Genomic DNA, 22,213 nt, shown 5'->3' on the forward strand with positions numbered 1-22,213 from the left:
GCGTCAGGCCAGCGCGTCGAGCGCGTCCGAGAGTCGGTCCACCGCCACGATCTCCAGATCCTTGTAGCCTTTCTTCGGCGCATTTGCGCGCGGCACGATCGCGCGCCGGAAGCCGTGCGTCGCGGCCTCGCGCAGGCGCTCCTCGCCGTTCGGCACGGGGCGGATCTCGCCCGACAGGCCGACCTCGCCGAACGCCACCGTCGGCAGGTCCATCGGCCGATCACGGAAGCTCGACAGGATTGCCAGCAACACGGGCAGATCCGCGGCGGTCTCCTGGATGCGGATGCCGCCGACGACGTTCACGAACACGTCCTGGTCGTAGATCGCGAGTCCGCCGTGGCGGTGCATCACCGCGAGCAGCATCGCCAGCCGATTCTGCTCCAGCCCCAGCGCCACGCGGCGCGGGTTCGACAGCGGGCTCTGGTCCACCAGCGCCTGCACTTCCACGAGCAAGGGCCGCGTGCCTTCGCGGGTGACCATCACCGCGCTGCCCGGCTGCGGCTCGCGACTGCCGGAAAGAAAAATGGCGGACGGGTTCGGCACTTCCTTCAGGCCAAGCTCGGACATCGCGAACACGCCCAGTTCGTTCACCGCGCCGAAGCGGTTCTTGAACGCGCGCAGGATGCGGAAGCGGCTGCCGCTCTCGCCTTCGAAGTACAGCACCGCGTCGACCATGTGCTCGAGCACGCGCGGGCCCGCGATGCCGCCTTCCTTGGTCACGTGGCCGACGAGAAACACGCTGATGCCGGTTTCCTTGGCGAAACGCACCAGCCGCGCTGCGGCCTCGCGCACCTGGCTCACCGAACCCGGCGCGGCGGCGAGCTGGTCGGAATACATCGTCTGGATCGAGTCGATCACCACCAGCCGCGGCTTTTCCTTCGCCAGCTGCGGGATGATGCGCTCGATGCAGGTTTCGGTGAGGCAGCGCAGTCCGCCGAGCTGCAGACCAAGACGCGAGGCGCGCGAGCTGACCTGCCCGAGACTCTCTTCGCCCGTGACATACAGACCGGGCAGGCGCGCTTCGAGCGCACCGAGCGTCTGCAGCAGCAACGTCGACTTGCCGATGCCCGGATCGCCGCCGATCAACACCACCGAACCTTCGACCAAACCGCCGCCAAGCACGCGATCGAGCTCGCCGATCCCCGTCGCCGTGCGCGTTTCCTCGCCGTGCACCACGTCCGCGAGTTTCGTGACGCGCGCCGCGCCGCCCTCGCCCGCGTAGCCGGCGCGCGCGCCTTTTGCGTTGACGGGGCTGGCTTCCAGCACGAACTCGGCGAGCGTGTTCCAGGCCTGGCAGGCGTCGCACTGGCCCTGCCACTTGTTGAAATTGGCGCCGCATTCGGTGCAGACGTAGGCGGTCTTGGCCTTGGCCATCGAGCATGCTTCCCTGGTGGAAACACGAGGATAGCCGAGGGCGGTCGCAGCACACGCGCCGCAAACGCGAAGGCCACCCGTGCGGGTGGCCTTCGTGCACATCTGGTGCCGGAAATAAGCACCACAAGAAAGCGCATTGCATGCATGAAAAAGGGAAGCTGGCGCAAAACCGGCGGGCACTGGCGCTAAATTGGCTCAACGCCCCATTTTGTTCAGAAACGTATCTTGAATCGTTGCTACATGAGAAGCATCAGCGCAGGGCAACTTTGGTCATTCGTTGTACTCCTCGCACGTCCACGGGCCGTTTCCAACCCTGCCGCAACTCCTGTAACGATATCCCCACGTCCCCTCCCTGACGCGGACGATGAAGACGCCAGGTACTGCCGGCGAAACGTAGTCGCTGTCGGTGACATCACCAGAGCCGTCATCGATGACCTCACCCGTCGACGTTCGTGCAGTACCTTCCTCGTATTGGCAGGATAGCGCTCCACCTCGCACGTCGGTGAGCTTGTACTTGGCAACATCACCATTGTTGAAAATAGCGATGAGCGCAGGCTGAGTTCCAAGCAGCGTCTGGATAGCCCGCCCCATTACGCCCGATGCCGGATTGAACGAGCTGTAGACTGCGCTTCCATAAGAACAGACATCCCAGTCCTGAGCCTGAGAGAACGAAGAATAAATCGTGCCGACGGGCATGATGAGTACATGCTCCTGAGTTCGCAGGAACTTCGCGAGCTCAACGGTCGCATCTTCCTTCAACGCAGAAGCACGCAATGCGACGCCATATTCGATCGGACCTGCCGGGTCGTTTTCCTTGTTGGCGTTGACGATATAGAGAATCTCAGTTGACTCATTGAAGACCTCAATCTCCCAAGACCCCGCCGCATAGGAGCTGACAAGGCCGAAGGCGAACGACTTAAATTCCGCGGGAGTGCTGCAACTATTGCAAACCCCGGCGAAGTGGGGCTCAGCTCGCGCGCTGGTGGTCCACGCTAACGATAAGCCCGCACAAGCGGCAAGAATCAGATATTTCATACGTGCTCCGAGTCCAAAAAATGGGGTTGCAGCCTAGTAAAGCAGATAAAGCATTTTTGTGACCGGGATCACACTATGGTCGCGGCGCTTTCATATAACCCACAAGCGTGGGCACAAGAGGGCCGACATTACTTTGGACCGGAGACCGTTCGATCTCAACCCTCCGTTGAGATAGCCACGAGCGTCGTCGGCGCCGCAGCCTCGATTGCGCCGTCGGCGGCGAAGGCGCGGCACGGCGGCGCCTGGTCGAGCGGCTGCCGCACGCGGGTGACGGCGCCCTTCGGCAGCTGGAACGACGCCGTGCCATCGGCGTTGTGCCCGGTGACGGCCAACGATGCGCCGGCGCTACGGCAACACGCCCTCGAACATGTCCCACAGGCTCGTGCGCATCAGTTGGCGTCTCCCGGATGACGTTTCGATGTTCGCGGTCTGCCCACCGGGAGCTCGGCGTAGCACGCGACCAGGTGATCAGGTTGCTGGTGACGACGCCGAGGTACGTGCCGCCGCCCTCAGCAATCCGAGATCTGAGCGAATCAGCGCGAAATTGGGCAAGACCCAGAAACGCGAAAGGCCCGCTGGACGTGAGTCCTGACGGGCCTTTGGCGGCGTCCGCAATGCTTTGCGAACTACTCAGTGGTGCCGGAAATAGGAATCGAACCTACGACCTACGCATTACGAATGCGCCGCTCTACCAACTGAGCTATTCCGGCAAGGAGCCGCGCATTCTAGGTTCCGCACGCCGGCGGGTCAATCGCCGGGGGTCTGCGTCAGTCCACCAGCGTCAGGCGCAGTTCCTTCGGCAGGGCGAACACCATCGTTTCGGGCTCGCCGGCCAGCTCCGTCGCGGCATCGGAGCCGAGTTCGCGCAACCGTGCGAGCACGCCCTGCACGAGGACGTCCGGCGCGGAGGCGCCGGCGGTGACGCCGACGCGGCGCTTGCCGGCCAGCCAGTCGGGATGGATGTCGCCCGCGCCATCGATCAGGTGCGCTTCCACGCCATCGCGCTCAGCGAGTTCGCGCAGGCGGTTGGAGTTCGAACTGTTGGCCGAGCCGACCACGAGCACCAGATCGCACTGTTTCGCCAGATCGCGCACCGCGTCCTGGCGATTCTGCGTGGCGTAGCAGATGTCGTCGTGGCGCGGACCCTGGATGTTGGGAAACCGTTCGCGCAGCGCGGCAATGACGGCGCGCGTGTCGTCGACCGAGAGGGTGGTCTGCGTGGTGTAGGCGAAGTTGTCCGGTTGGGTCACCCGCAGCGCGGCCACGTCCTCGACGTTTTCGACAAGGTGGATCTCGCCGCCGCCACCGTGCCGGGTCCACTGCCCCATCGTGCCCTCGACCTCCGGGTGCCCGGCATGGCCGATCAGCACCACGTCGCGTCCCGCGCGGCAGTGGCGCGCCACCTCCATGTGCACCTTGGTCACCAGCGGACAGGTGGCGTCGAACACCTTGAGGCCGCGTTTTTCGGCCTCGCGCCGCACCGCCTGCGACACGCCGTGTGCGCTGAAGATCACGGTGGCGTCGTCGGGCACCTCGTCCAGTTCCTCGACGAACACCGCACCGCGCTGCTTGAGATCGTCGACCACGAAGCGGTTGTGCACCACCTCGTGCCGCACGTAGATCGGAGCGCCGAAGTTCTCCAGCGCGCGCTTGACGATCTCGATCGCGCGATCGACGCCGGCGCAGAAACCTCTGGGATTGGCGAGCAGGACGTCCATCGGCCGATTATCGCGCGTCTGCCGCCCTGCGGTGCGGCAGCAGGCTGAACAGCGCGATGCCGATGGCGCCTGCGACGATCGCCGAATCGGCGATGTTGAACGCCGGCCAGTGCGACTGGTTCCAGTACGCATCGATGAAATCGATGACGTAGCCATGCCGCAGGCGGTCGATCAGATTGCCGATGGCGCCGCCGATGACGAGCGCGAACGGCAGCGCCTGGCGCCAGTCGTGGCGCGGCATGCGCGCCAGCCACACCGTCAGCAGGATGCTGACGCCGACCGCCAGCGCGCTGAAGAACCAGCGCTGCCAGCCGGACGCGTCGCTTAGGAAACTGAAGGCGGCGCCGTAGTTGTAGGTCAGCGTCCAGTTCAGCAGGCCGTCGATGACCGGCACGGGCTCGTGCAACGCGAGGTGGGTGAGGGCGATTTCCTTCGTCCACAGATCGAGGACAAGGACGATCGCGGAGAGTATCAGCCACGGCAGGGCGTTGCGGGCGGGCTTGGCCGGGGTCACGTGCGGAATTCCTGGATGGTGTTCTGGAGCATGTAACGCGGTCGTGTCGCTCGCAGGCTGCAAGGATGCGCGCCGCGCGGTTGCCCTTCTCCCCCCGGGAGAGGGTGGCGCGCAGCGCCGGATGAGGGTTCGGGCGGAGCGATGCGTGGAATGTCGGCACTCGCTCCACGGACGCATGAGGCCACGACGCTCTTTCGTTTCCCCGGTGCAGTCCGTCGCGGGTGCAACGTCATGCGTTCGAATAGGTCGATGCGAGACTCGCGCGCCCAGTCATACCGGACCCTCACCCCAACCCCTCTCCCGCGGGGAGAGGGGCTTCGTCGGGCGCTCAAAAGGATCGGACTAGAAATAGCGGCGGTCCTCACCTGCACCATCAACGTTCTCGACGCAGCGGCTGCACAGCTCCGGATGTTCTGCAATCGTCCCGACCTCGGGACGGTAGTGCCAGCAGCGCACGCATTTCCCGTGTTCCGTGGGCCGCGCGACGATCCACGCGGTGCCGTCGTCGGCCCGGAGCGCATCCGCCGGGTGCGTGCGTTCCGACGCCAGCGTCAGCGACGAGGTGATGAACAGGAAGCGCAGCTCGTCCTCCACCGCGGAAAGCGCGGACCGAACGTCATCCGCCACGTACACCGTCACATCCGCCTGCAGCGATGCACCGAGCGTGCCTGCCGCACGCATCGGTTCGAGCACTTTCGACACGGCGTCGCGCAGCACGAGCAAACGATCGAACATCGCCGCATCGAGCTCCGCCTGCGCCGGCATCGCGGCGAGATCGCCGTACCACTCGGCAAACAACACGCTCGCGTGCGGACGCTCCGGCAAATAGCCCCACACCTCCTCGGCGGTGAAACTCAGGATCGGCGCGATCCAGCGCACCATCGCCTCGACGATGCGGTACATCGCGCTCTGCGCGGAGCGCCTGCCGCGCGAATCTTCCTGCATCGTGTACAGGCGGTCCTTGGTCACGTCGAGATAGATCGAGCCCAGGTCCACCGTGCAGAAGTTGTTGAGCGCCTGCACGATGGCCGGGAAGTCGTAACGCTCGTACGCGGCGACGATCTCGGCCTGCAGTTCGAACGCGCGATGCACGGCCCAGCGGTCGAGCAGCAGCAGGTCGTCGTTCGGCAGCAGGTGCTTCGCCGGATCGAACCGGTGCAGGTTGCCGAGCAGGAACCGCATCGTATTGCGGATGCGGCGGTAGGCATCCGCGGTGCGCTTGAGGATCTCCTGCGACAGCGACATCTCGTTGCGGTAATCGGCCGACGCGATCCACAGGCGCAGGATGTCCGCGCCGAGCGTCTTCATGATCTCCTGCGGTTCGATGCCGTTGCCGAGCGACTTCGACATCTTGCGGCCGTGTTCGTCGACGGTGAAGCCGTGCGTCAGCACCTGCCGGTACGGCGCCGCGCGATCCATCGCCACCGCCGTCAGCAGGGAACTCTGGAACCAGCCGCGGTGCTGGTCCGAACCTTCGAGATACATGTTGGCCGGCTTGCCGAGCCCGCGCGCGGCGAGTACGCCTTCGTGCGTGACGCCGGAATCGAACCACACGTCGAGAATGTCGGTGATCTTCTCGTAGTGCTCGGCCTCGTCGCCCAGCCAGTCGGCCGGGTTCAGCGCGTACCAGGCATCGATGCCGTCGCGTTCGACCAGATCGGCGGCGCGGCGCATCAGCGCCACCGTGTCCGGGTGCGGCTCGCCGGTGATGCGGTGCGCGAACAGCGCGATCGGCACGCCCCAGGTGCGCTGGCGCGAGATGCACCAGTCCGGCCGCCCTTCGATCATCGAACGGATGCGCGCCTCGCCCCAGTCCGGGAACCAGCCGCCCTGCGTGCCGATTTTCGCGATTTCCGCGAGTGCATCGCGGCGCAGATGGGCCTGGTCCATCGAGATGAACCACTGCGGCGTGGCACGGAACACCACCGGCGTGCGGTGCCTCCAGCAGTGCGGATAGCTGTGCAGGATGGTCTCGAACGCGAGCAGCACGCCGCGCTCGCGCAGCAATGCGACGATCGCATCGTTCGCCTTCCAGATGAACTGGCCGGCGACTTCCCGCGTGCCCGGCAGGTAGACGCCGTTGCCGCCGAGCGGATTGACCTCCGCCGCGCTGTATTTTTCGACGAGGCCGTACTTCTGCGACACCGCGAAGTCTTCCTGGCCGTGGCCGGGCGCGGTGTGCACGGCGCCGGTGCCGTCGGTGTCGGAGACGTGGTCGCCGACGAGGATCGGGATCTCGCGGTCGAGGAACGGATGGCGCAGCAGCAGACCTTCGAGCGCACTGCCGCGCGCGTGTCCGAGCGGCTCGTCAACCGTGAACCCGTAGCGCGCCAGCGCCGCGTCGGCGAGCGCGGCCGCGAGCACGAGCAGCAGCGGCTTGCCGTCACGTTCGCCGGCACGCACGAGCACGTAGTCGATGTCCGGGCCGAGAGAGACGGCGAGACTTGCCGGCAGCGTCCACGGCGTCGTCGTCCAGATCGGCACGGCGATGATGCTATCGGCGTCGAGCGTCACGCCGAACTTTCCGGCGAGCGCCGCCGCATTGACCGCGTCATATGCCACATCGATTGCCGGCGACGATTTCTCGGCGTATTCGATCTCCGCCTCGGCCAGCGCCGAGCCGCAGTCGAAGCACCAGTGCACCGGCTTCACGCCGCGCGCCAGATGGCCGTTCTCGATCACTTTCGACAACGCGCGCAGCTCGGCGGCCTCGAACGCGAAATCGAGCGTGCGATACGGGTTGTCCCAGTCGCCGATGACGCCCAGGCGCTTGAAGTCGCGCCGCTGCAGGTCGATCTGTTCGTTGGCGAACTCGCGGCATTTGGCGCGGAACTGCGCCGCGTCGAGCTTCACGCCGACCTTGCCGTGCTTTTTTTCCACCGCAAGCTCGATCGGCAATCCGTGGCAGTCCCAGCCGGGCACGTACGGCGCGTCGAAGCCCGCGAGCACGCGCGACTTCACCACGATGTCCTTGAGGATCTTGTTGACCGCGTGGCCGAGATGGATCATGCCGTTGGCGTAGGGCGGACCGTCGTGCAGCACGAAGGTCTCGCGCCCCTGGCGTTGCGCGCGCAGCTGCTCGTGGATGCGCATCTGCTCCCAGCGCTCGAGCAGGGCCGGCTCGCGCTTGGGCAGGTCGCCGCGCATCGGGAAGTCCGTTGCCGGGAGATGGATGGTGGATTTGTAGTCGCGGCTCACGCGAAACGCCTGTCGTGGTGGTGCGGGGTCGAGGGGAGTGCCGGTTCGCGTGCGGACGCGACGCTGTCGGCGAGGATGCTGCGCGCGGAGGCGGCATCGCGGTGGATCTGTTCCACCATCGTGTCCAGGTCGTCGAACTTCAACTCGTCGCGCAGCTTCGCGACAAACTCCACGGCGATGCGGCGGCCGTAGAGATCGCCGTCGAAGTCGAACAGGTGCGCTTCGAGCAAGGGCTCCTTGCCGAACACCGTCGGCCGCGTGCCGAGGCTCGACACGCTGGCGCGCGGCGTGTCGCCGATGCCGTGCACCCAGGTGGCGTAGATGCCCGAGAGCGCCGGCGTCTTGCGCGCGAGCCGGAGGTTGGCCGTGGGATAACCGAGCGTGCGGCCGAGCTGCCTGCCGCGCACCACGCGGCCGGAAATTGCGTACGGACGGCCGAGCAGGCGCGCGGCGTGGTCGAGCTCGCCCGCCACCAGCGCCGCGCGCACCAGCGAGCTCGACACGCGCTCGCCGTCCACGGTGACATCGTCGATGCCATGCACCGAAAAGCCGTGGCGCTCACCCAGCACGCGCAGCATCGCAAGGTCGCCGGCGCGCCGGTGGCCGAAGCGGAAATCGCGGCCCACCCAGACCTCGCGTGCGGCGAGGCGGTGCACCAGCACGCGTTCGACGAATTCCTCCGGCGACAGTGCCGCGAACCGCGCATCGAAGCGCAGCAGACCGACCAGCCCGCAGCCGAGCGCACACAGACCTTCGAATTTCGCGCGCGGCAGCAGCAAGCGGGGCGGCTTGGCTTCGCGCGCGAAGAATTCGCGCGGCAGCGGCTCGAAACTCAGCGCAGCGGCGACCACGCCGCGGGCACGCGCCGACGCCACCGCGCGTCCCACCAGCGCCTTGTGCCCGAGATGCAGGCCGTCGAAGGCGCCGATGCAGACCACGCTGCCGGCAGGGGCAAGGCATGCACCCTCGACGTCGCGGAACAATCGGCTCATAAGAACCCGAAAGTATAGCCGCTGCGGCGCCTGCCAAGGCTGGCGGCAGGGCCCAAGGTCAGACCCCGCGCAGCTCGCGCCAGCGAAAGCCGAGCGCCGTCAGTACCGCGCCGTACACGAGCGCCCCGGCACCGATGGTGCCCAGCAGCCACCCCACGCGCTGGAGCGGCGGGAACTGGCTCCAGTCGCCGATCCACAGCTGCAGACCGATCACCGCCGCGGCCATGCCCGCGCAGGCGGCCAGCAGCCGCAGCACGAACGGCATCCAGCCGCTGGCGGCGCGGAACACGCCCTCGCGCGCCAGCGCCCGCCACAGCAGCAGCGCGTTGACGATGCCGGCAAGCCCGCTCGCCAGCGCAATCCCGGCGTGCGCCCCCGGCACGCGATTCAGCCACAGCGGGGTGACCAGCGCGACGGTGAGGATCACGTTCGCGGCCACCGTCCACAGTGCGGCGCGCATCGGCGTCTTCGTGTCCTGGCGCGAATAGAACGCGGGCGCCAGCACCTTGGTCAGCATGAACGCCGGCACGCCGATGCTCATCGCCATCAGGCTCAGCGCCGTCATGCGGGCGTCGTCGGCGCTGAACTGGTTGTACTGGTACAGGGTCGCGATGATGGGCCCGGCCAGCAGCAGCAGGCCGAGCCCCGCCGGCACGGCCACCACCAGCGTCGTGCGCAGGCCCCAGTCGAGCGCATCGCCGTAGCCGGCGGTGTCGGTGGCGGCGTGGCGGCGCGAGAGATGCGGCAGGATCACCGTGCCGACGGCCACGCCGAACAGCCCGAGCGGAAATTCAATGAGCCGATCGGAGTAGTACAGCCAGTCCTGGCTGCCGTCGGCGAGCAGCGACGCGAACGCCGTGCCGACCAGCAGGTTCACCTGGGCGGCGGACGACGAGAACAGCGTCGGCACCATCAAGCGGCCGACGCGGCGCACGTCCGGATGCGAAAAGCCCCAGCGCAGCCGCGGGCGCAGACCCAGCCGTCCGAGCGCGCCCCACAGCAGGGCCAGCTGCAGCGCACCTGCGATCACTACGCCCCAGGCGATGCCGTACGGCGGCACGTCGAAACGCGGCGCAAGCCACAGCATCGCGGCGATGAGCGCGACGTTGTGCAGCACCGGGGTGAACGCGGCAAGACCGAACCTGCCGACGCTGTTGAGCACCGACGCGGCCAGCGCCATCATCGAGATGAACAGCAGGTACGGGAAGGCGATGCGCAGCATGTCCACCGTCCAGCCGAACTTCAGCGGCTCGTCGAGCGCGCCGGGCGTGAACAGCGACACGATCCACGGCGCGGCCAGCATGCCGGCGCCGCACACCAGCAACACGACCGCGCACAGCGCGCCGGCCATGGCGTCGATGAATTCGCGCAGCGCGGCTCTATCGCCGCGCTCGCGGATCTCGTTGAGCACCGGCACGAAGGCCATCTGCATCGAGCCCTCGGCGAACACCCGGCGCAGGAAGTTCGGAATGCGGTAGGCGACGATGAAGGCGCTCATCGCGCCGCCGGTACCGAACATCGTGGCCTGCAGCGCGTCGCGCGCGAAGCCGGCGATGCGCGAGAGCAGCGTCATGCCGCTGAAGATCGCGCTCGACCGGAGCAGGCCGCCGCGGCTCATGCCGCCACCCCTGCCCGGCCGCCGCAGGATTGACCGGCCGGGCCGGATCCCGCATACTTGTGCGTCTTGTCCCCGATTCTGCAACCGGCTTTTCCTGGAGTTTTCCCTTGGCCAACATCAAATCCGCAAAGAAGCGCGCCCGCCAGGCCGTTGTGCACAACGCGCGCAACACCGCCCAGCGCTCGATGCTGCGCACCGCCGTCAAGAAGGTCATCAAGGCGATTTCCGCCAACGACCAGGACGGCGCCAAGACCGCCTTCGCCAGCGCGCAGCCACTGCTCGACCGTTTCGCCGCGCGCGGCCTGATCCACAAGAACAAGGCCGCCCGCCACAAGAGCCGCCTCAACGCGCGGATCCGCGCGCTGGGCTGAAAGCTCTGCCGAATCGGGACACACGAAGCCGGCGAATGCCGGCTTCGTGCTTTCCGGGGTTCGTGTTGCCCGGGGACGGCCGCAGCGACGGGACGGGCGCTGAAGCGCGCGCTTCCCTTCGGCTCGACGACGGGGCGTCGCGCACGCGGCATCGACCCCGGCCACCGCCACGTGGCGCGCGATCTCAGGCATTCGCGTCGCGATCGTTGCCCGCCGACGCATCGGATGCGGACCCGGGCGCAGGACCCGGGGCACCGGCCGCCGCAGCGGCCTCCTCCGTCGCCTCCAGCTCCGCGACACGCACGGCATCCAGATGCTGCATCGCCTGCTGGCACACCGGCCACGTATTGGTTTTCGAAATGGCCGACACGACGAAATGCGGCTGCGTCCAGTCCAGCGCCTCGAGCACTGCAGCCACGCGCGCGTCGAGCTCGTCCTCCGGCACCAGGTCGGCCTTGTTGAACACGAGCCAGCGCGGCTTGCGCAGCAGCTCGGGATCGAACTTGGCCAGTTCGCGCTCGATCGCACGGACCTCGTTCGCGATCTGCGTGACCGGATCGACATCGAGCTCGAACGGCGCCACGTCGACCAGGTGCAGCAGCAGGCGGTTGCGCTGCACGTGGCGCAGGAACAGCACGCCCAGGCCCGCGCCTTCGGCCGCGCCCTCGATCAGGCCGGGGATGTCGGCGATGACGAAGCTGCGGTCCTGCTCGATGCGTACGACGCCCAGATTCGGGTAGAGCGTGGTGAACGGATAGTCCGCCACGCGCGGCGTGGCCGCGGACACCGCCCGCACGAAGGTGCTCTTGCCTGCGTTCGGGAAGCCGAGCAGGCCGACGTCCGCCAGCAGCTTCAGTTCGAGCCGGAGTTCGCGCGACTCGCCTTCCGTGCCCGGCGTGAAGCGCCGCGGGGTGCGGTTGGTCGAACTCTTGAAATGCATGTTGCCGAGCCCGCCGCGGCCGCCCTGCGCCACGCGCAGGCGCTCGCCGTGCCGGGTCATGTCGCCGATGATCTCGTCGGTGGCGACGTTGATCACCACGGTGCCGACCGGCACGCGGATCTCGGTGTCGTCGCCGCCGCGGCCGTACATCTGGCTGCCCATGCCGTTCTGCCCGCGCTGGGCGTTGAACTTGCGCTCGTGGCGGAAGTCGACGAGCGTGTTGAGGTTCTCGTCGGCCACGAGCCACACGCTGCCGCCGTTGCCGCCGTCGCCGCCGTTGGGCCCGCCGAGCGGAATGAATTTCTCGCGCCGGAAGCTGACGCAGCCGTCACCGCCGTTGCCGGCTTTTACGAGGATTTCGGCTTCATCGACGAGTTTCATTGCTGGAGAGCCGGGAAAGGGGAATCGGGAATGGAGAATCGTCCAGCTGGACGCTGGCGGTTTGAAGGCGGAGTCTAGTTCTTCGGTGCCGGCGAAAGACGAAAGCGCATCTGCATGCCCTCCGATTCCCGACTCCCGATTCCCCACTCCCGGCTTCACGCCAACAAAAAACCCCGCCGCAGCGGGGTTTTTCGCGGACGGTACTGCGCGCTTACTCGCCGGCGACCACGCTGACGGTGCGGCGGCTGTTCGGACCCTTGGTGCTGAACTCCACCTTGCCGTCGCGCAGCGCGAACAGCGTGTGGTCGCGGCCGAGGCCGACGCCCATGCCCGGGTGGAACTGCGTGCCGCGCTGGCGGACGATGATGTTGCCGGCGTCGATCGCCTGGCCGCCATACACCTTCACGCCGAGGTACTTCGGATTCGAGTCGCGGCCGTTGCGGGTACTACCACCGGCTTTTTTGTGTGCCATGGCTGCTTACTCCTTGTTCGACTTCTTGCCACCCGGAGCCGAGATGCCGGTGATCTCGATTTCCGTGTAGTGCTGACGGTGTCCCTGCTGCTTCATGTGGTGCTTGCGGCGGCGGAACTTGATGATGCGGATCTTGTCGGCGCGGCCGTGCGACTTGACCGTGGCCGAGACCAGCGCGCCCTTGAGGGCATCGCCGAGGGTGACCTTGTCGCCGTCGCCCAGCATCAGCACATTGTCGAATTCGACCGACTTGCCTTCTTCGACGTCCAGCTTCTCGACGCGGAGGGTCTCGCCCTGCATCACGCGATACTGCTTGCCGCCGGTGACCAATACTGCGTACATACCGGTGTTTCCTTGGTGGATTCTGTAGTTATTCTGCGAACCTTCCCGACGGATTCCGGGCGGGAAGACCGCGCATCTTAGGGGCAAAGGCGGTTCCGGTCAATCGCCTGAGCCCGCTTCCACGGCGCCGCTGCGCCCGTATCCGACCCTTCTCCCGACGGGAGAAGGTGGCGACAGCCGGATGGCAGCCGGATGAGGGAGAGCTCTGGCGTGCCATCCCCGGACATTGGCGGGACAGCGAGCTGGAGACGTCCGGCATTGCCGGCCTTCCGGGCAACGTGCAATGCCCGTCCCTCATCCGCCTTCGGCACCTTCTCCCGACGGGAGAAGGAACAGCTCCGTCGGGAGGAATCGCGGCGCGGTTGGAATCCATCGGCGCGACCGCATATCCCCGGCACCGCTCGCACCCCCACCGCTGTCGCAGCACCTGCGACAACGCCGACTACACTGGGCGTTTCGCCCACGCAGACGCAGACCCCACGCATGGACACGATCCGCATCCGCGGCGCGCGCACCCACAACCTCAAGAACATCGACCTCGACCTGCCGCGCGACAAGCTCATCGTCATCACGGGGCTGTCGGGTTCGGGCAAATCGTCGCTCGCCTTCGACACCATCTACGCCGAAGGCCAGCGCCGCTACGTCGAGTCGCTGTCGTCGTATGCGCGGCAGTTCCTCTCGGTGATGGAGAAGCCGGACATCGACCACATCGAGGGCCTGTCGCCGGCGATCTCGATCGAGCAGAAATCCACCTCGCACAACCCGCGCTCCACCGTCGGCACGATCACCGAGATCTACGACTACCTGCGCCTGCTCTACGCCCGCGTCGGCACGCCCAAGTGCCCGGACCACGGCCTCTCGCTCGAGGCGCAGACCGTCAGCCAGATGGTCGATGCCACGCTCGCGCTGAACCCCGAACACCGCTACATGCTGCTCGCGCCCGTGGTGCGCGAACGCAAGGGCGAACACGCGCAGGTGTTCGACCAGCTGCGCGCGCAGGGCCTGGTGCGTGCGCGCGTCGACGGCACGCTGCACGAGCTCGATGCGGTGCCGACGCTCGCACTGCGCGTGAAACACACCATCGAAGCGGTGATCGACCGCTTCCGTCCGCGCGACGACATCAAGCAGCGCCTCGCCGAATCGTTCGAGACCGCGCTGCGCCTCGGCGACGGCCTCGTGCGCGTGGTCGACATGGACGACGACAAGGCGCCGGAACAACTGTATTCCTCGCGCTTCAGCTGCCCGGTGTGCGACTACTCGCTGCCCGAACTCGAACCGCGGCTGTTTTCGTTCAACTCGCCGATGGGCGCGTGCCCGAGCTGCGATGGCCTGGGCGTGACGCAGTTCTTCGACCCGGCGCGCGTGGTGGTGCATCCCGAGCGCAGCCTGTCCAACGGCGCGATCCGCGGCTGGGACCGGCGCAACGCGTACTACTTCCAGCTGATCCAGTCGCTGGCGAGGCATTACAAGTTCGACGTGAATTCGCCGTGGGAATCGCTGTCGGCGAGCAACAGGAAAGCCGTGCTCTACGGCAGCGGCAACGAGGCAATCTCGATCACCTACCTCACCGAATCGGGCGGGCGCACGCAGCGCAAGCACCGCTTCGAAGGCATTCTTCCGAACATCGAACGGCGCTACAAGGACACCGAATCGCCGACGGTGCGCGAGGAACTGGCCAAGTTCATCAGCAACCGGCCGTGCCCGGACTGCAGCGGCCAGCGCCTGAACCGTTCGGCGCGCAACGTGTTCGTGGCCGAGCGCAATCTCTCGTCGCTGACGTCGCTGCCGATCGACGACGCGGCCGCGTTCTTCGGCGAGCTCAGCCTGCCCGGCTGGCGCGGCGAGATCGCGGTGAAGATCGTCAAGGAAATCCGGGAGCGGCTGAGATTCCTGGTCGACGTGGGCCTGGACTACCTCACGCTCGATCGCCAGGCCGATTCGCTGTCCGGCGGCGAGGCGCAGCGCATCCGCCTCGCGTCGCAGATCGGCGCCGGTCTCGTCGGCGTGATGTACGTGCTCGACGAACCGTCGATCGGCCTGCACCAGCGCGACAACGAACGCCTGCTCGGCACGCTGACCCGGCTGCGCGATCTCGGCAACACCGTCATCGTGGTCGAGCACGACGAGGATGCGATCCGGCTGGCCGACCATGTGGTCGACATCGGCCCCGGCGCCGGCGTGCACGGCGGGGAAGTGGTCGCGCAGGGCACGCTCGCGGACATCGTGAAAATCGATCGTTCGCTCACCGGCCAGTACATGTGCGGAAAGCGCGGCATCAGAGTGCCCGACGAGCGCGCCGTGCCGGACCCCGAGCGCACGCTGCGCCTGCGCGGCGCGCACGGCAACAACCTGCAGAACGTCGATCTCGAGATCCCGGCAGGGCTGTTCGTCGCGGTCACCGGCGTGTCGGGTTCGGGCAAATCGACGCTGATCAACGACACGCTGTACCGCATCGCCGCGACCGAACTCAACGGCGCGTCCGAACAGGCCTCGCCGTACCGCGACGTGGAAGGCATGGACCTGTTCGACAAGGTCGTCGATATCGATCAATCCCCGATCGGCCGCACGCCGCGCTCGAATCCGGCCACGTACACCGGCCTCTTCACGCCGCTGCGCGAACTCTTCGCGCAGGTGCCGGAAGCGCGTGCACGCGGCTACACGCCGGGTCGCTTCAGCTTCAACGTGAAGGGCGGCCGCTGCGAGGCCTGCCAGGGCGACGGCCTGATCAAGGTCGAGATGCACTTCCTGCCCGACGTGTACGTGCCCTGCGACGTCTGCCACGGCAAGCGCTACAACCGCGAAACGCTCGAGATCACCTACAAGGGCCACACCATCCACGATATCCTCGACATGACCATCGAGGACGCGTGCAAGCTGTTCGAACCGGTGCCGAACATCGCGCGCAAGCTCGAGACGCTGAACCAGGTGGGCCTGTCCTACATCAAGCTCGGCCAGCCCGCGACCACGCTCTCGGGCGGCGAGGCGCAGCGCGTGAAGCTGTCGAAGGAGCTGTCGCGCCGCGACACCGGCAACACCCTCTACATCCTCGACGAACCCACCACCGGCCTGCACTTCCACGACATCGAACAGCTGCTCGGCGTGCTGCACAAGCTGCGCGACGACGGCAACACCGTGGTGGTGATCGAGCACAACCTCGACGTGATCAAGACCGCGGACTGGGTGATCGACCTCGGCCCCGACGGCGGACATCGTGGTGGCCGCATCATCGCGCAGGGTACGCCGGAGGACATCGCCGAGCACCCGGACTCGCACACCGGTCGCTTCCTGCGTCCGGTGCTCGACGCCGCGCCTGCGACGCCGCCGGCAAAAGCCGTGAAAAAGAAGAGGGCCACGTGAGCGGCACCGACCACGTCATCGCGAAGCCGCTGTTCCGCGCACCGCTGTCGGTGCGCTGGCGCGACCACGATGCCTTCGACCACGTCAACAACGCGCAGTACCTGAGCTACGTCGAGGAAGCGCGCCTGCGCTGGCTCGCATCGCTCGACGGCGAATGGATGAGCGACGCCGCAGCGCCGGTGCTGGCGGCGTCGCAGCTCAACTATCGACGGCCGATCACGTGGCCGGCCGAGATCGCGGTGGAACTGTTCGCCGAACGCGTGGGTGGCAGCAGCCTCACCTTGTCGCACCGGATCGTGTCGGCCGCGGACGCGGCCGTGCTGTATTGCGACGGCATGACGACGCTGGTGTGGATCGATCGTGCGAGCGGGCGTGGAAGCGCCTTGCCGGCCGTCGTGCGGCGCGCGTGCGGTTGAGCGGCCCCCGAATGACGCAAGGGACGTCGTCGCAGCGACGCTGCCGCTCCGAAACGCTAGGTCGCACATCGCCGCGGCGCTCGCTCGTGCGCGGCATGCCGCACGCTACACTCCGCGCATGAACCTGCGCCGCAACCTCGCCCGCCACGGCTTCGAATCGAACGACGACTACGAATTCCCGCTGCGCTGCCTCTTCGATGCGGACGTGCCGCACCTGCGCGTGCTGCACGTCGACGGCTCCGGCGGGCGACGCAAGACCGCGTTCGCCAACGCGCTCGCGCATGCGCTGGACTATCCGCACGTGCTGTACCACGACTTCAGCCGCGACGACATCGTGCCCGCGCCGCAGCCCGTGCTGCTTGACGATGGCAGCCTCGGGACGCCCGAGCCCGGACTCACCGCGTTCGAGCGTGTCGTGACCGAAGCCTGCGCGTACTCGGAAGGCGCACGCACCATCCTGATCCTCGACCAGCTGCAGGCCGCGGATTTCGAGGACCACATCCGCCTCTACCAGTTCGCGTCGACGCGCGAATGGATGCACAGCGCCGGCACCGTGCTCGCGAACCGCAGGCACCTGCTCCTGGTGCTCATGTCCGAGCAACCGATCTACCACTCGCTCGCGCACATCAGCTACCGCGTATGGACCGACGCACAGCGCGCCTTTCTCGACTACCGGCCGGAGGAATACGGCCTCGGGCCCGACGCGCAGCCGCTGTTCGCCGCGCTCGGCGCGGTGTTCGAGGCTGCGTCGACCTCGCCGACGCCGAGCGAATTCGCGCGCCTGCTCGACGATCTGCTGCATCGCGTGCGCAGCGAGGACCAGCTGCGCCAGGCGCTGTTCGGGTGGACCGAAGGCGTCGACCGCATGCGGCTGTACGCCCCGGACGTGACGCCGACGCTGCGCGCGGCGATCGACGCCTTGACCCGGTACTTGGGCCACGACGAAGTGGAACTGGGCGAGCCGGACGCTACCGGCCCTCAGTCGACGACGGCATCCTCGTAGCGCCGCGACTGGCGATACAACGCAAGACGCGCGCGCATCGCGTCCAGGCGAGCGAGCTTCATGGCCGGATCAGCGGCGTAGTCCGCCACCACCTGCGCCTGCAGCCGCTGTGCCTCGTCGAAACGCCCGGCCGCCGCCGCGCACGCGGCCACGGTGTCCATCCATGCCGGCGCGGTGGCCTGCCGGCGCAGACGTTCGGCGGCAGCGTTGCCCGCGGACGGATCGAACACCGTCGCATCCGCCGAGGTGCACAACAACCAGGCAAGATTGTTCAACGCGATCAGGCTGCGCGACGACCATGCCGCCCACAGCGCCCGCGCGGCCTGCGGATCGGCCGCGCCGCCGCGACCGGCGGCCAGCGCCGTGGCGAGTGCATCCGCGGCCTCGGCATCACCCGCGTCCGCAGCCCTGCGCAGCCATTCGCGTCCCTCGCGCGCGGACGTCGCGTCGTCGCGCGCGGCCAGCAGTGCCTGGCCGAACAGGCGCTGCGACGGCACCTTGCCGATCTGCGCATCCGCCGCGAGCAGACGCCGGGCCTCGGCGATGTCCGCGGCACTGCCGCCGTCGACGTGGCGCAGGCGCGCCAGCTCCCGCCGGGACGCCACCGAACCGCGGGCGGACAGTTCTTCGAGCAAGGCCTCGGCCATCTCGGGTGTCCCGTCGATGCCCTCGCCGCCTTCGATGAACAACTGCGCCAGCGACAGTCCCGACGCGATGTGGCTGCGCATGAGCCCGCTCTGGAACCAGGACTGCGCCGAGGCGCGCACCGCCGCAGCGCGCAGGCGCTCCGCCGTCCACCAGTGCGATTCGAGCCAGGGAGGCTGCTGCGCCACGGGCAATGCCAGTCGCTTGCGCTCGCGCTTGCCGAGCCAGTACATGGAATCGGCATTACCCAGCGTTGCCGCGCGCGCATGCAGCGCTTCGGCACGCGCAAGGTCGAGGCGCACGCCGTTGCCGATCTGGTACCGGCGCGCCAGCAGATTGGCCGTGTGCGCATCGCGCAGCGACGCCTGCTCGAACCACTGCAATGCCTCATCGGTGTCGCCGCGATGCCACAGCAGCACGCCGAGCGAACGCTGCGCGACGACGATGCCGTTGTCGGCGGCGTGACGCAGCATGGCTTCTTCGGCCTTCTTGAGCCGGAACAGACCGACCCGCGCAACGCGCAGCTGGACCCACATCGCTTCGGCGAGTGGATCGCCGGCATCGACCTGGGCACGGAACGCCTTGCGCGCGAAGTCGGGAATGCAGTCCTCGTGGCCCCGCGTGCCGCACACCAGGCCTGCCAGAAGCACGCTTGCCGCTCCGCCAAGGCGCTCGTCCGCAGCACTGAACATCGTTTTCGCCGCGGTCTTGTCGCGCTTCACCCCGACCCCTTCCCAGTGCGCGTACGCCAGCAGCAGCAGGGGTTCGGCGAAGCGCGCCTCGGCCAGCGGCAGCAATGCATCGATCGCGTGCTCGGCGCAAGGCGCGTATTCCGGCAGCAGGATGCAGGTGCGGGCGTAACTGATCACCGCGCTGCTGTTCCCGGCATCGGCCAGGCGCGCAGCCTCGCGCAGGCGATCCTCCGGGCGCGGTCGCGACAGCGCCTCTCGCTGGGCGAGCGCCTGGGCGGCGGGCGAGTCCGGCGCCTCCTCGGCCATGCCACGCAGCAGACTCAGCCCGAGCACCGTGCGGAAGTTCGGATAGGCCGACAGCGGCTCGTCGCGTTGCAGCCGGACCAGGGTATCGAGCGCATCGAAGCTCAGGTGGCGTTCGCGGCCGGCGTCTTCGTCCCACAACGCCACCCGCAGCGGCATCTCGCGCGGCAAGTTGAAGACGTCGTAGTAGGCATACAGCAAGGTCCAGCCGGAGGCGTGCAACATGCCGTCGATGTCGTTTTCCAGCACGATGCGGATCGGCGTCATGCCGTGGTCGGGCGGAGTGCTGTTCACCGCATGACGCAACAGCACGCCGAGCGACTCCATGCGAGCCTCGGCCAGGGTCGCGTCGCCCGCCAGCTCGGCGCATCGGTACGCCAGCCACCAGTGTGTGAGACCCACGGGGTTGTCGCGCAACGCCGTGTCCAGTGCCGCTGCGTGCTGCGTGCAGCGCGCCGCATCCGGGTCGCCGTCGTCGTCGGTCAGGTCGCCGATGACGCCGTAGCTTTCGTAGATGCGCGCCGGGTCGCCGTGCGCGAGCACGTGCTCCCATACGGCCGCCGGGCCTTCAAGGGCCGGGTCGCGGAACGGGGCCAGCGCCTGCGCCGACAGCGGCGGTGCGGCAACGGCGCATGCGAACCATGCAAGCGCAAGGCGTCCCCACATCGTTTCATTGCGCACCGTGGCGCCCCTTGCGTGCCTTCTCGTCCATGAGATCGCGCATCAGCCCGTTGAGGCGGCGGTCGCGCTGCCGCGTCGCCTCTTCCGCCGGCAGCGCGAGCACGATCCGCTGCGACAGGCTGTCGTTGATCGAACGACGCAGACGGAAGTGGTCGCGCAGCATCTCCACCGGCACGGCATCGGCAGTGCTGCGCAGACTGCGCTCCACGACGATGGCTCCGTCGCTGGCCTGGCGGGTGGCGGTGGTGAAATGCAGCGCTTGGTCTTCGAACGTCTCGTCGTCGGCGCGCCCGATCCAGCGCCAGCCCGCGGGCAGCTCGATGCGCGTGGTCTGCTCGATCCGTACCGGATGATTCAGCGGCAGCGGCGCGGTGCGTTCCAGCACCGCCGGCAGCATGGTTTCGCCGCCGATGTGGTCGATCGGAACGTCGAGCAGGCGTTGCCCCGGGCCGGCCTCGGCCCACGGCGCCGTAAGGCGATAGCGCTCGCGCGCGCGCACCATGTTCTCGACGGCAACGTCGTCGAGGGCGAGCGGCTCCACCACATCGAGCTCGCCGAAGACGCGCCGATAGTGGTCCGCATACTGGCGATCCAGCGCCTCCCGACCGCGCGTGACCAGCGACAGCCGCTGACGCTCGGCCGCCGCGCCGCGGTACTCGGTGTCCACACTCATCAACACCGCATCGCCTTCGACGACGAAGGTGGTCAGCGCGCGGACGGCGTCCACCGCCGCGGCCGGACGCGTCACCGGCACCAGCCTGTCGCTGCCGGCCATCACCGGCAGCGCGAGGCCGAAATCGCCCACCGCGAGCTCGCGCGGCGATCCGCGCTGCTGTGTGGCAGTCGGATCGAGCCACAGCACGCTGTCGCCCAGCTGCACGCGCGCGATGACGTGGTCGAAGCTGGCGCCGGACGGCGGCAGGTCGGCGACGCCGCGGCCGCGCTGCGCGGACACGAGCGCGGGCTGCGCCGCGATGCCCAGTTCGCCGAGCACGGTCACCAGCAGGCGCACCTTGTCCTTGCAGTCGCCGTAGCGTCGCTCCCACACCACGGCGGGCTCCGCCGGACGATGCGTGCTCTCGCCGATCTCGACGCCGAAGTAGCGCACCTCTTCCTGCACCGCGCGCAAGGCGGCGGCGAGCCGAGCCTCGTCGTCGGGCAGCGCGCGCCACGCGGACAGGCGCTCGCGCAACCCGGCGGAGAGCGCGGCGGGCGGTGGATAGAGCGTGCCGGCCCAGGTCGCGACCTCGGACCAGCTGCGACGCTGCCCGACCGTGACCCCGGGTATCGGCTCGTACCAGCGCGGATAGATGCCTTCGTCGCGAAATGCCGCGATGCGCTTCTGTTCGTACACGACTTCGACCGCATCCGGCCGGGTCACCTCGCGCCGTACCGGTACACCCGCGTGCCGCTGCTCGGCGATCTGCGTGCCGGGCGCAAACAGCACCCGCAGCCGGCGGTGCAACTGCGGCTGGGTCCAGCCGAAGCCGGCGTATTCGTCGATCTGGCCGGCCAGGATCGGATTCGCGCCCGTGACGCTGTAACGCATGCGCACCACATCGCCGGCACGCACGTCGTCGAGCACCAGCAACGCGGTGACGGTGCCGGTGGCCATGTCGCGCTCGAACTCTGCCTCGCGGCGTGCCAGCGTGACGCGCTCGGGCACGAGCCGGTTCGACCAGCGCCCCTCGCGGCGCAGCTCCACCGCATGCAGCGTCAGCTGCTCGAACTCGGGACTGAAATCGATCTGCACCTTCGCCGCTTCGCCGACCAGTTCCTGCGACACTGCTTCATAGGCGTAATCGACATACCGCACGCGCCCGCCGTGGCGGCGGTCGACCTGGGTGTCGGCCAGCCAGAGCCGCCAGCGCGCGTCGGCCGCAAACGGGGCCGTTTCGCCCGGTTCGTCCCAGGCCGAGGCGATATCGAGCGGCTCGACGAAGGCCGGTGGCGGCGCCACCGAGAACACGTAGTCGCCCGAACGGACCTCACGCACCGGCTCGGCGCCGTGTGCGCCGCCGACACCGACGCCGATCCCCACCAACGCCAGCCAGACTATGACCGCCGCCCATCCCTGCCGCTGTCGCGTACGCATCCCGACCCGATCCCCGTTCCCTGCATCCGCGACCATACGATGCGCGCGGTACCGCGGCAACCGCGG

16 protein-coding genes, 1 tRNA gene and 2 pseudogenes are annotated in these 22,213 nt (G+C 67.9%); 4 read left to right on the forward strand and 15 right to left on the reverse strand.

The window, feature by feature from the left end; genetic code table 11:
- Window positions 1-3 precede the first annotated feature (3 nt).
- The 10 genes and pseudogenes from radA to murJ all read right to left on the reverse strand — a co-directional run bounded on the left by radA (window position 4) and on the right by murJ (window position 10,449).
- Window positions 4-1,374 (reverse strand): DNA repair protein RadA, encoded by a 1,371-nt coding sequence (gene radA / locus HNQ52_RS02940; protein ID WP_183959586.1) that lies wholly within the window; start codon window positions 1,372-1,374, stop codon window positions 4-6.
- Between the two features lie 270 nt (window positions 1,375-1,644).
- Window positions 1,645-2,409: a hypothetical protein gene (locus HNQ52_RS02945; RefSeq protein ID WP_183959587.1), complete on the reverse strand. Its 765-nt coding sequence runs from the start codon at window positions 2,407-2,409 to the stop codon at window positions 1,645-1,647.
- A gap of 155 nt (window positions 2,410-2,564) precedes the next feature.
- The gene (locus HNQ52_RS02950; protein ID WP_183959588.1) at window positions 2,565-2,741 is read right to left on the reverse strand and encodes a hypothetical protein; all 177 of its coding nucleotides are present in this window, start codon (window positions 2,739-2,741) and stop codon (window positions 2,565-2,567) included.
- A gap of 302 nt (window positions 2,742-3,043) precedes the next feature.
- Window positions 3,044-3,119, reverse strand: a tRNA-Thr gene (locus HNQ52_RS02955).
- A gap of 57 nt (window positions 3,120-3,176) precedes the next feature.
- Window positions 3,177-4,127 carry a 4-hydroxy-3-methylbut-2-enyl diphosphate reductase gene (gene ispH, locus HNQ52_RS02960; RefSeq protein ID WP_183959589.1) on the reverse strand — a complete coding sequence of 317 codons (951 nt, stop codon included), beginning with the start codon at window positions 4,125-4,127 and terminating at the stop codon, window positions 3,177-3,179.
- A 7-nt stretch (window positions 4,128-4,134) separates the two neighbouring features.
- Window positions 4,135-4,641 carry a signal peptidase II gene (lspA, locus tag HNQ52_RS02965; RefSeq protein ID WP_343059190.1) on the reverse strand — a complete coding sequence of 169 codons (507 nt, stop codon included), beginning with the start codon at window positions 4,639-4,641 and terminating at the stop codon, window positions 4,135-4,137.
- A gap of 342 nt (window positions 4,642-4,983) precedes the next feature.
- Window positions 4,984-5,124: pseudogene (locus HNQ52_RS17610) on the reverse strand (zinc finger domain-containing protein); the annotation flags it as partial.
- 74 nt (window positions 5,125-5,198) lie between these two features.
- Window positions 5,199-7,839 (reverse strand): annotated as a pseudogene (ileS, locus tag HNQ52_RS02970) (isoleucine--tRNA ligase); the annotation flags it as partial.
- The gene (locus HNQ52_RS02975; protein ID WP_183959592.1) at window positions 7,836-8,831 is read right to left on the reverse strand and encodes a bifunctional riboflavin kinase/FAD synthetase; all 996 of its coding nucleotides are present in this window, start codon (window positions 8,829-8,831) and stop codon (window positions 7,836-7,838) included. The pseudogene ileS and the gene HNQ52_RS02975, both read right to left, overlap by 4 nt.
- 58 nt (window positions 8,832-8,889) lie before the next feature.
- Entirely contained in the window at window positions 8,890-10,449 is a 1,560-nt protein-coding gene (gene murJ, locus HNQ52_RS02980) for a murein biosynthesis integral membrane protein MurJ (protein WP_183959593.1), read from the reverse strand.
- A gap of 107 nt (window positions 10,450-10,556) precedes the next feature.
- Here murJ and rpsT point away from each other — a divergent pair, with 107 nt between their 5' ends.
- A complete protein-coding gene (gene rpsT, locus HNQ52_RS02985) occupies window positions 10,557-10,820 on the forward strand; it encodes a 30S ribosomal protein S20 (protein ID WP_183959594.1) in 264 nt (87 codons plus the stop codon).
- Between the two features lie 184 nt (window positions 10,821-11,004).
- On the opposite strand, the gene obgE is transcribed toward rpsT, so the two are convergent.
- The 3 genes from obgE to rplU form a co-directional block, all read right to left on the reverse strand.
- Window positions 11,005-12,141 (reverse strand): GTPase ObgE, encoded by a 1,137-nt coding sequence (gene obgE, locus HNQ52_RS02990; protein WP_183959595.1) that lies wholly within the window; start codon window positions 12,139-12,141, stop codon window positions 11,005-11,007.
- A 211-nt stretch (window positions 12,142-12,352) separates the two neighbouring features.
- Window positions 12,353-12,613 (reverse strand): 50S ribosomal protein L27, encoded by a 261-nt coding sequence (gene rpmA / locus HNQ52_RS02995; RefSeq protein WP_183959596.1) that lies wholly within the window; start codon window positions 12,611-12,613, stop codon window positions 12,353-12,355.
- A gap of 6 nt (window positions 12,614-12,619) precedes the next feature.
- Window positions 12,620-12,955: a 50S ribosomal protein L21 gene (rplU, locus tag HNQ52_RS03000; RefSeq protein WP_183959597.1), complete on the reverse strand. Its 336-nt coding sequence runs from the start codon at window positions 12,953-12,955 to the stop codon at window positions 12,620-12,622.
- A 483-nt stretch (window positions 12,956-13,438) separates the two neighbouring features.
- On the opposite strand from rplU, the gene uvrA reads away from it, so the two are divergent.
- The 3 genes from uvrA (at window position 13,439) to HNQ52_RS03015 (ending at window position 17,731) form a co-directional block, all read left to right on the forward strand.
- On the forward strand, window positions 13,439-16,312 hold the full coding sequence (uvrA, locus tag HNQ52_RS03005; protein WP_183959598.1) for an excinuclease ABC subunit UvrA: 2,874 nt from the start codon (window positions 13,439-13,441) through the stop codon (window positions 16,310-16,312).
- Window positions 16,309-16,728, forward strand: coding sequence for a thioesterase family protein (locus tag HNQ52_RS03010; protein ID WP_183959599.1), 420 nt, complete (start codon window positions 16,309-16,311; stop codon window positions 16,726-16,728). The genes uvrA and HNQ52_RS03010 overlap by 4 nt, the downstream gene beginning before the upstream one ends.
- A gap of 118 nt (window positions 16,729-16,846) precedes the next feature.
- Window positions 16,847-17,731 (forward strand): hypothetical protein, encoded by an 885-nt coding sequence (locus HNQ52_RS03015; protein ID WP_183959600.1) that lies wholly within the window; start codon window positions 16,847-16,849, stop codon window positions 17,729-17,731.
- Here the strand turns inward: HNQ52_RS03015 and HNQ52_RS03020 are convergent.
- The gene (locus HNQ52_RS03020; RefSeq protein ID WP_183959601.1) at window positions 17,707-20,052 is read right to left on the reverse strand and encodes a hypothetical protein; all 2,346 of its coding nucleotides are present in this window, start codon (window positions 20,050-20,052) and stop codon (window positions 17,707-17,709) included. The two genes, HNQ52_RS03015 and HNQ52_RS03020, sit on opposite strands and share 25 nt — an antisense overlap.
- Window positions 20,042-22,147: a DUF3857 domain-containing protein gene (locus HNQ52_RS03025; RefSeq protein ID WP_183959602.1), complete on the reverse strand. Its 2,106-nt coding sequence runs from the start codon at window positions 22,145-22,147 to the stop codon at window positions 20,042-20,044. The genes HNQ52_RS03020 and HNQ52_RS03025 overlap by 11 nt, the downstream gene beginning before the upstream one ends.
- Window positions 22,148-22,213: the final 66 nt, after the last annotated feature.

Source organism: Chiayiivirga flava (assembly GCF_014202825.1).
GTDB classification, from domain to species: domain Bacteria; phylum Pseudomonadota; class Gammaproteobacteria; order Xanthomonadales; family Xanthomonadaceae; genus Chiayiivirga; species Chiayiivirga flava.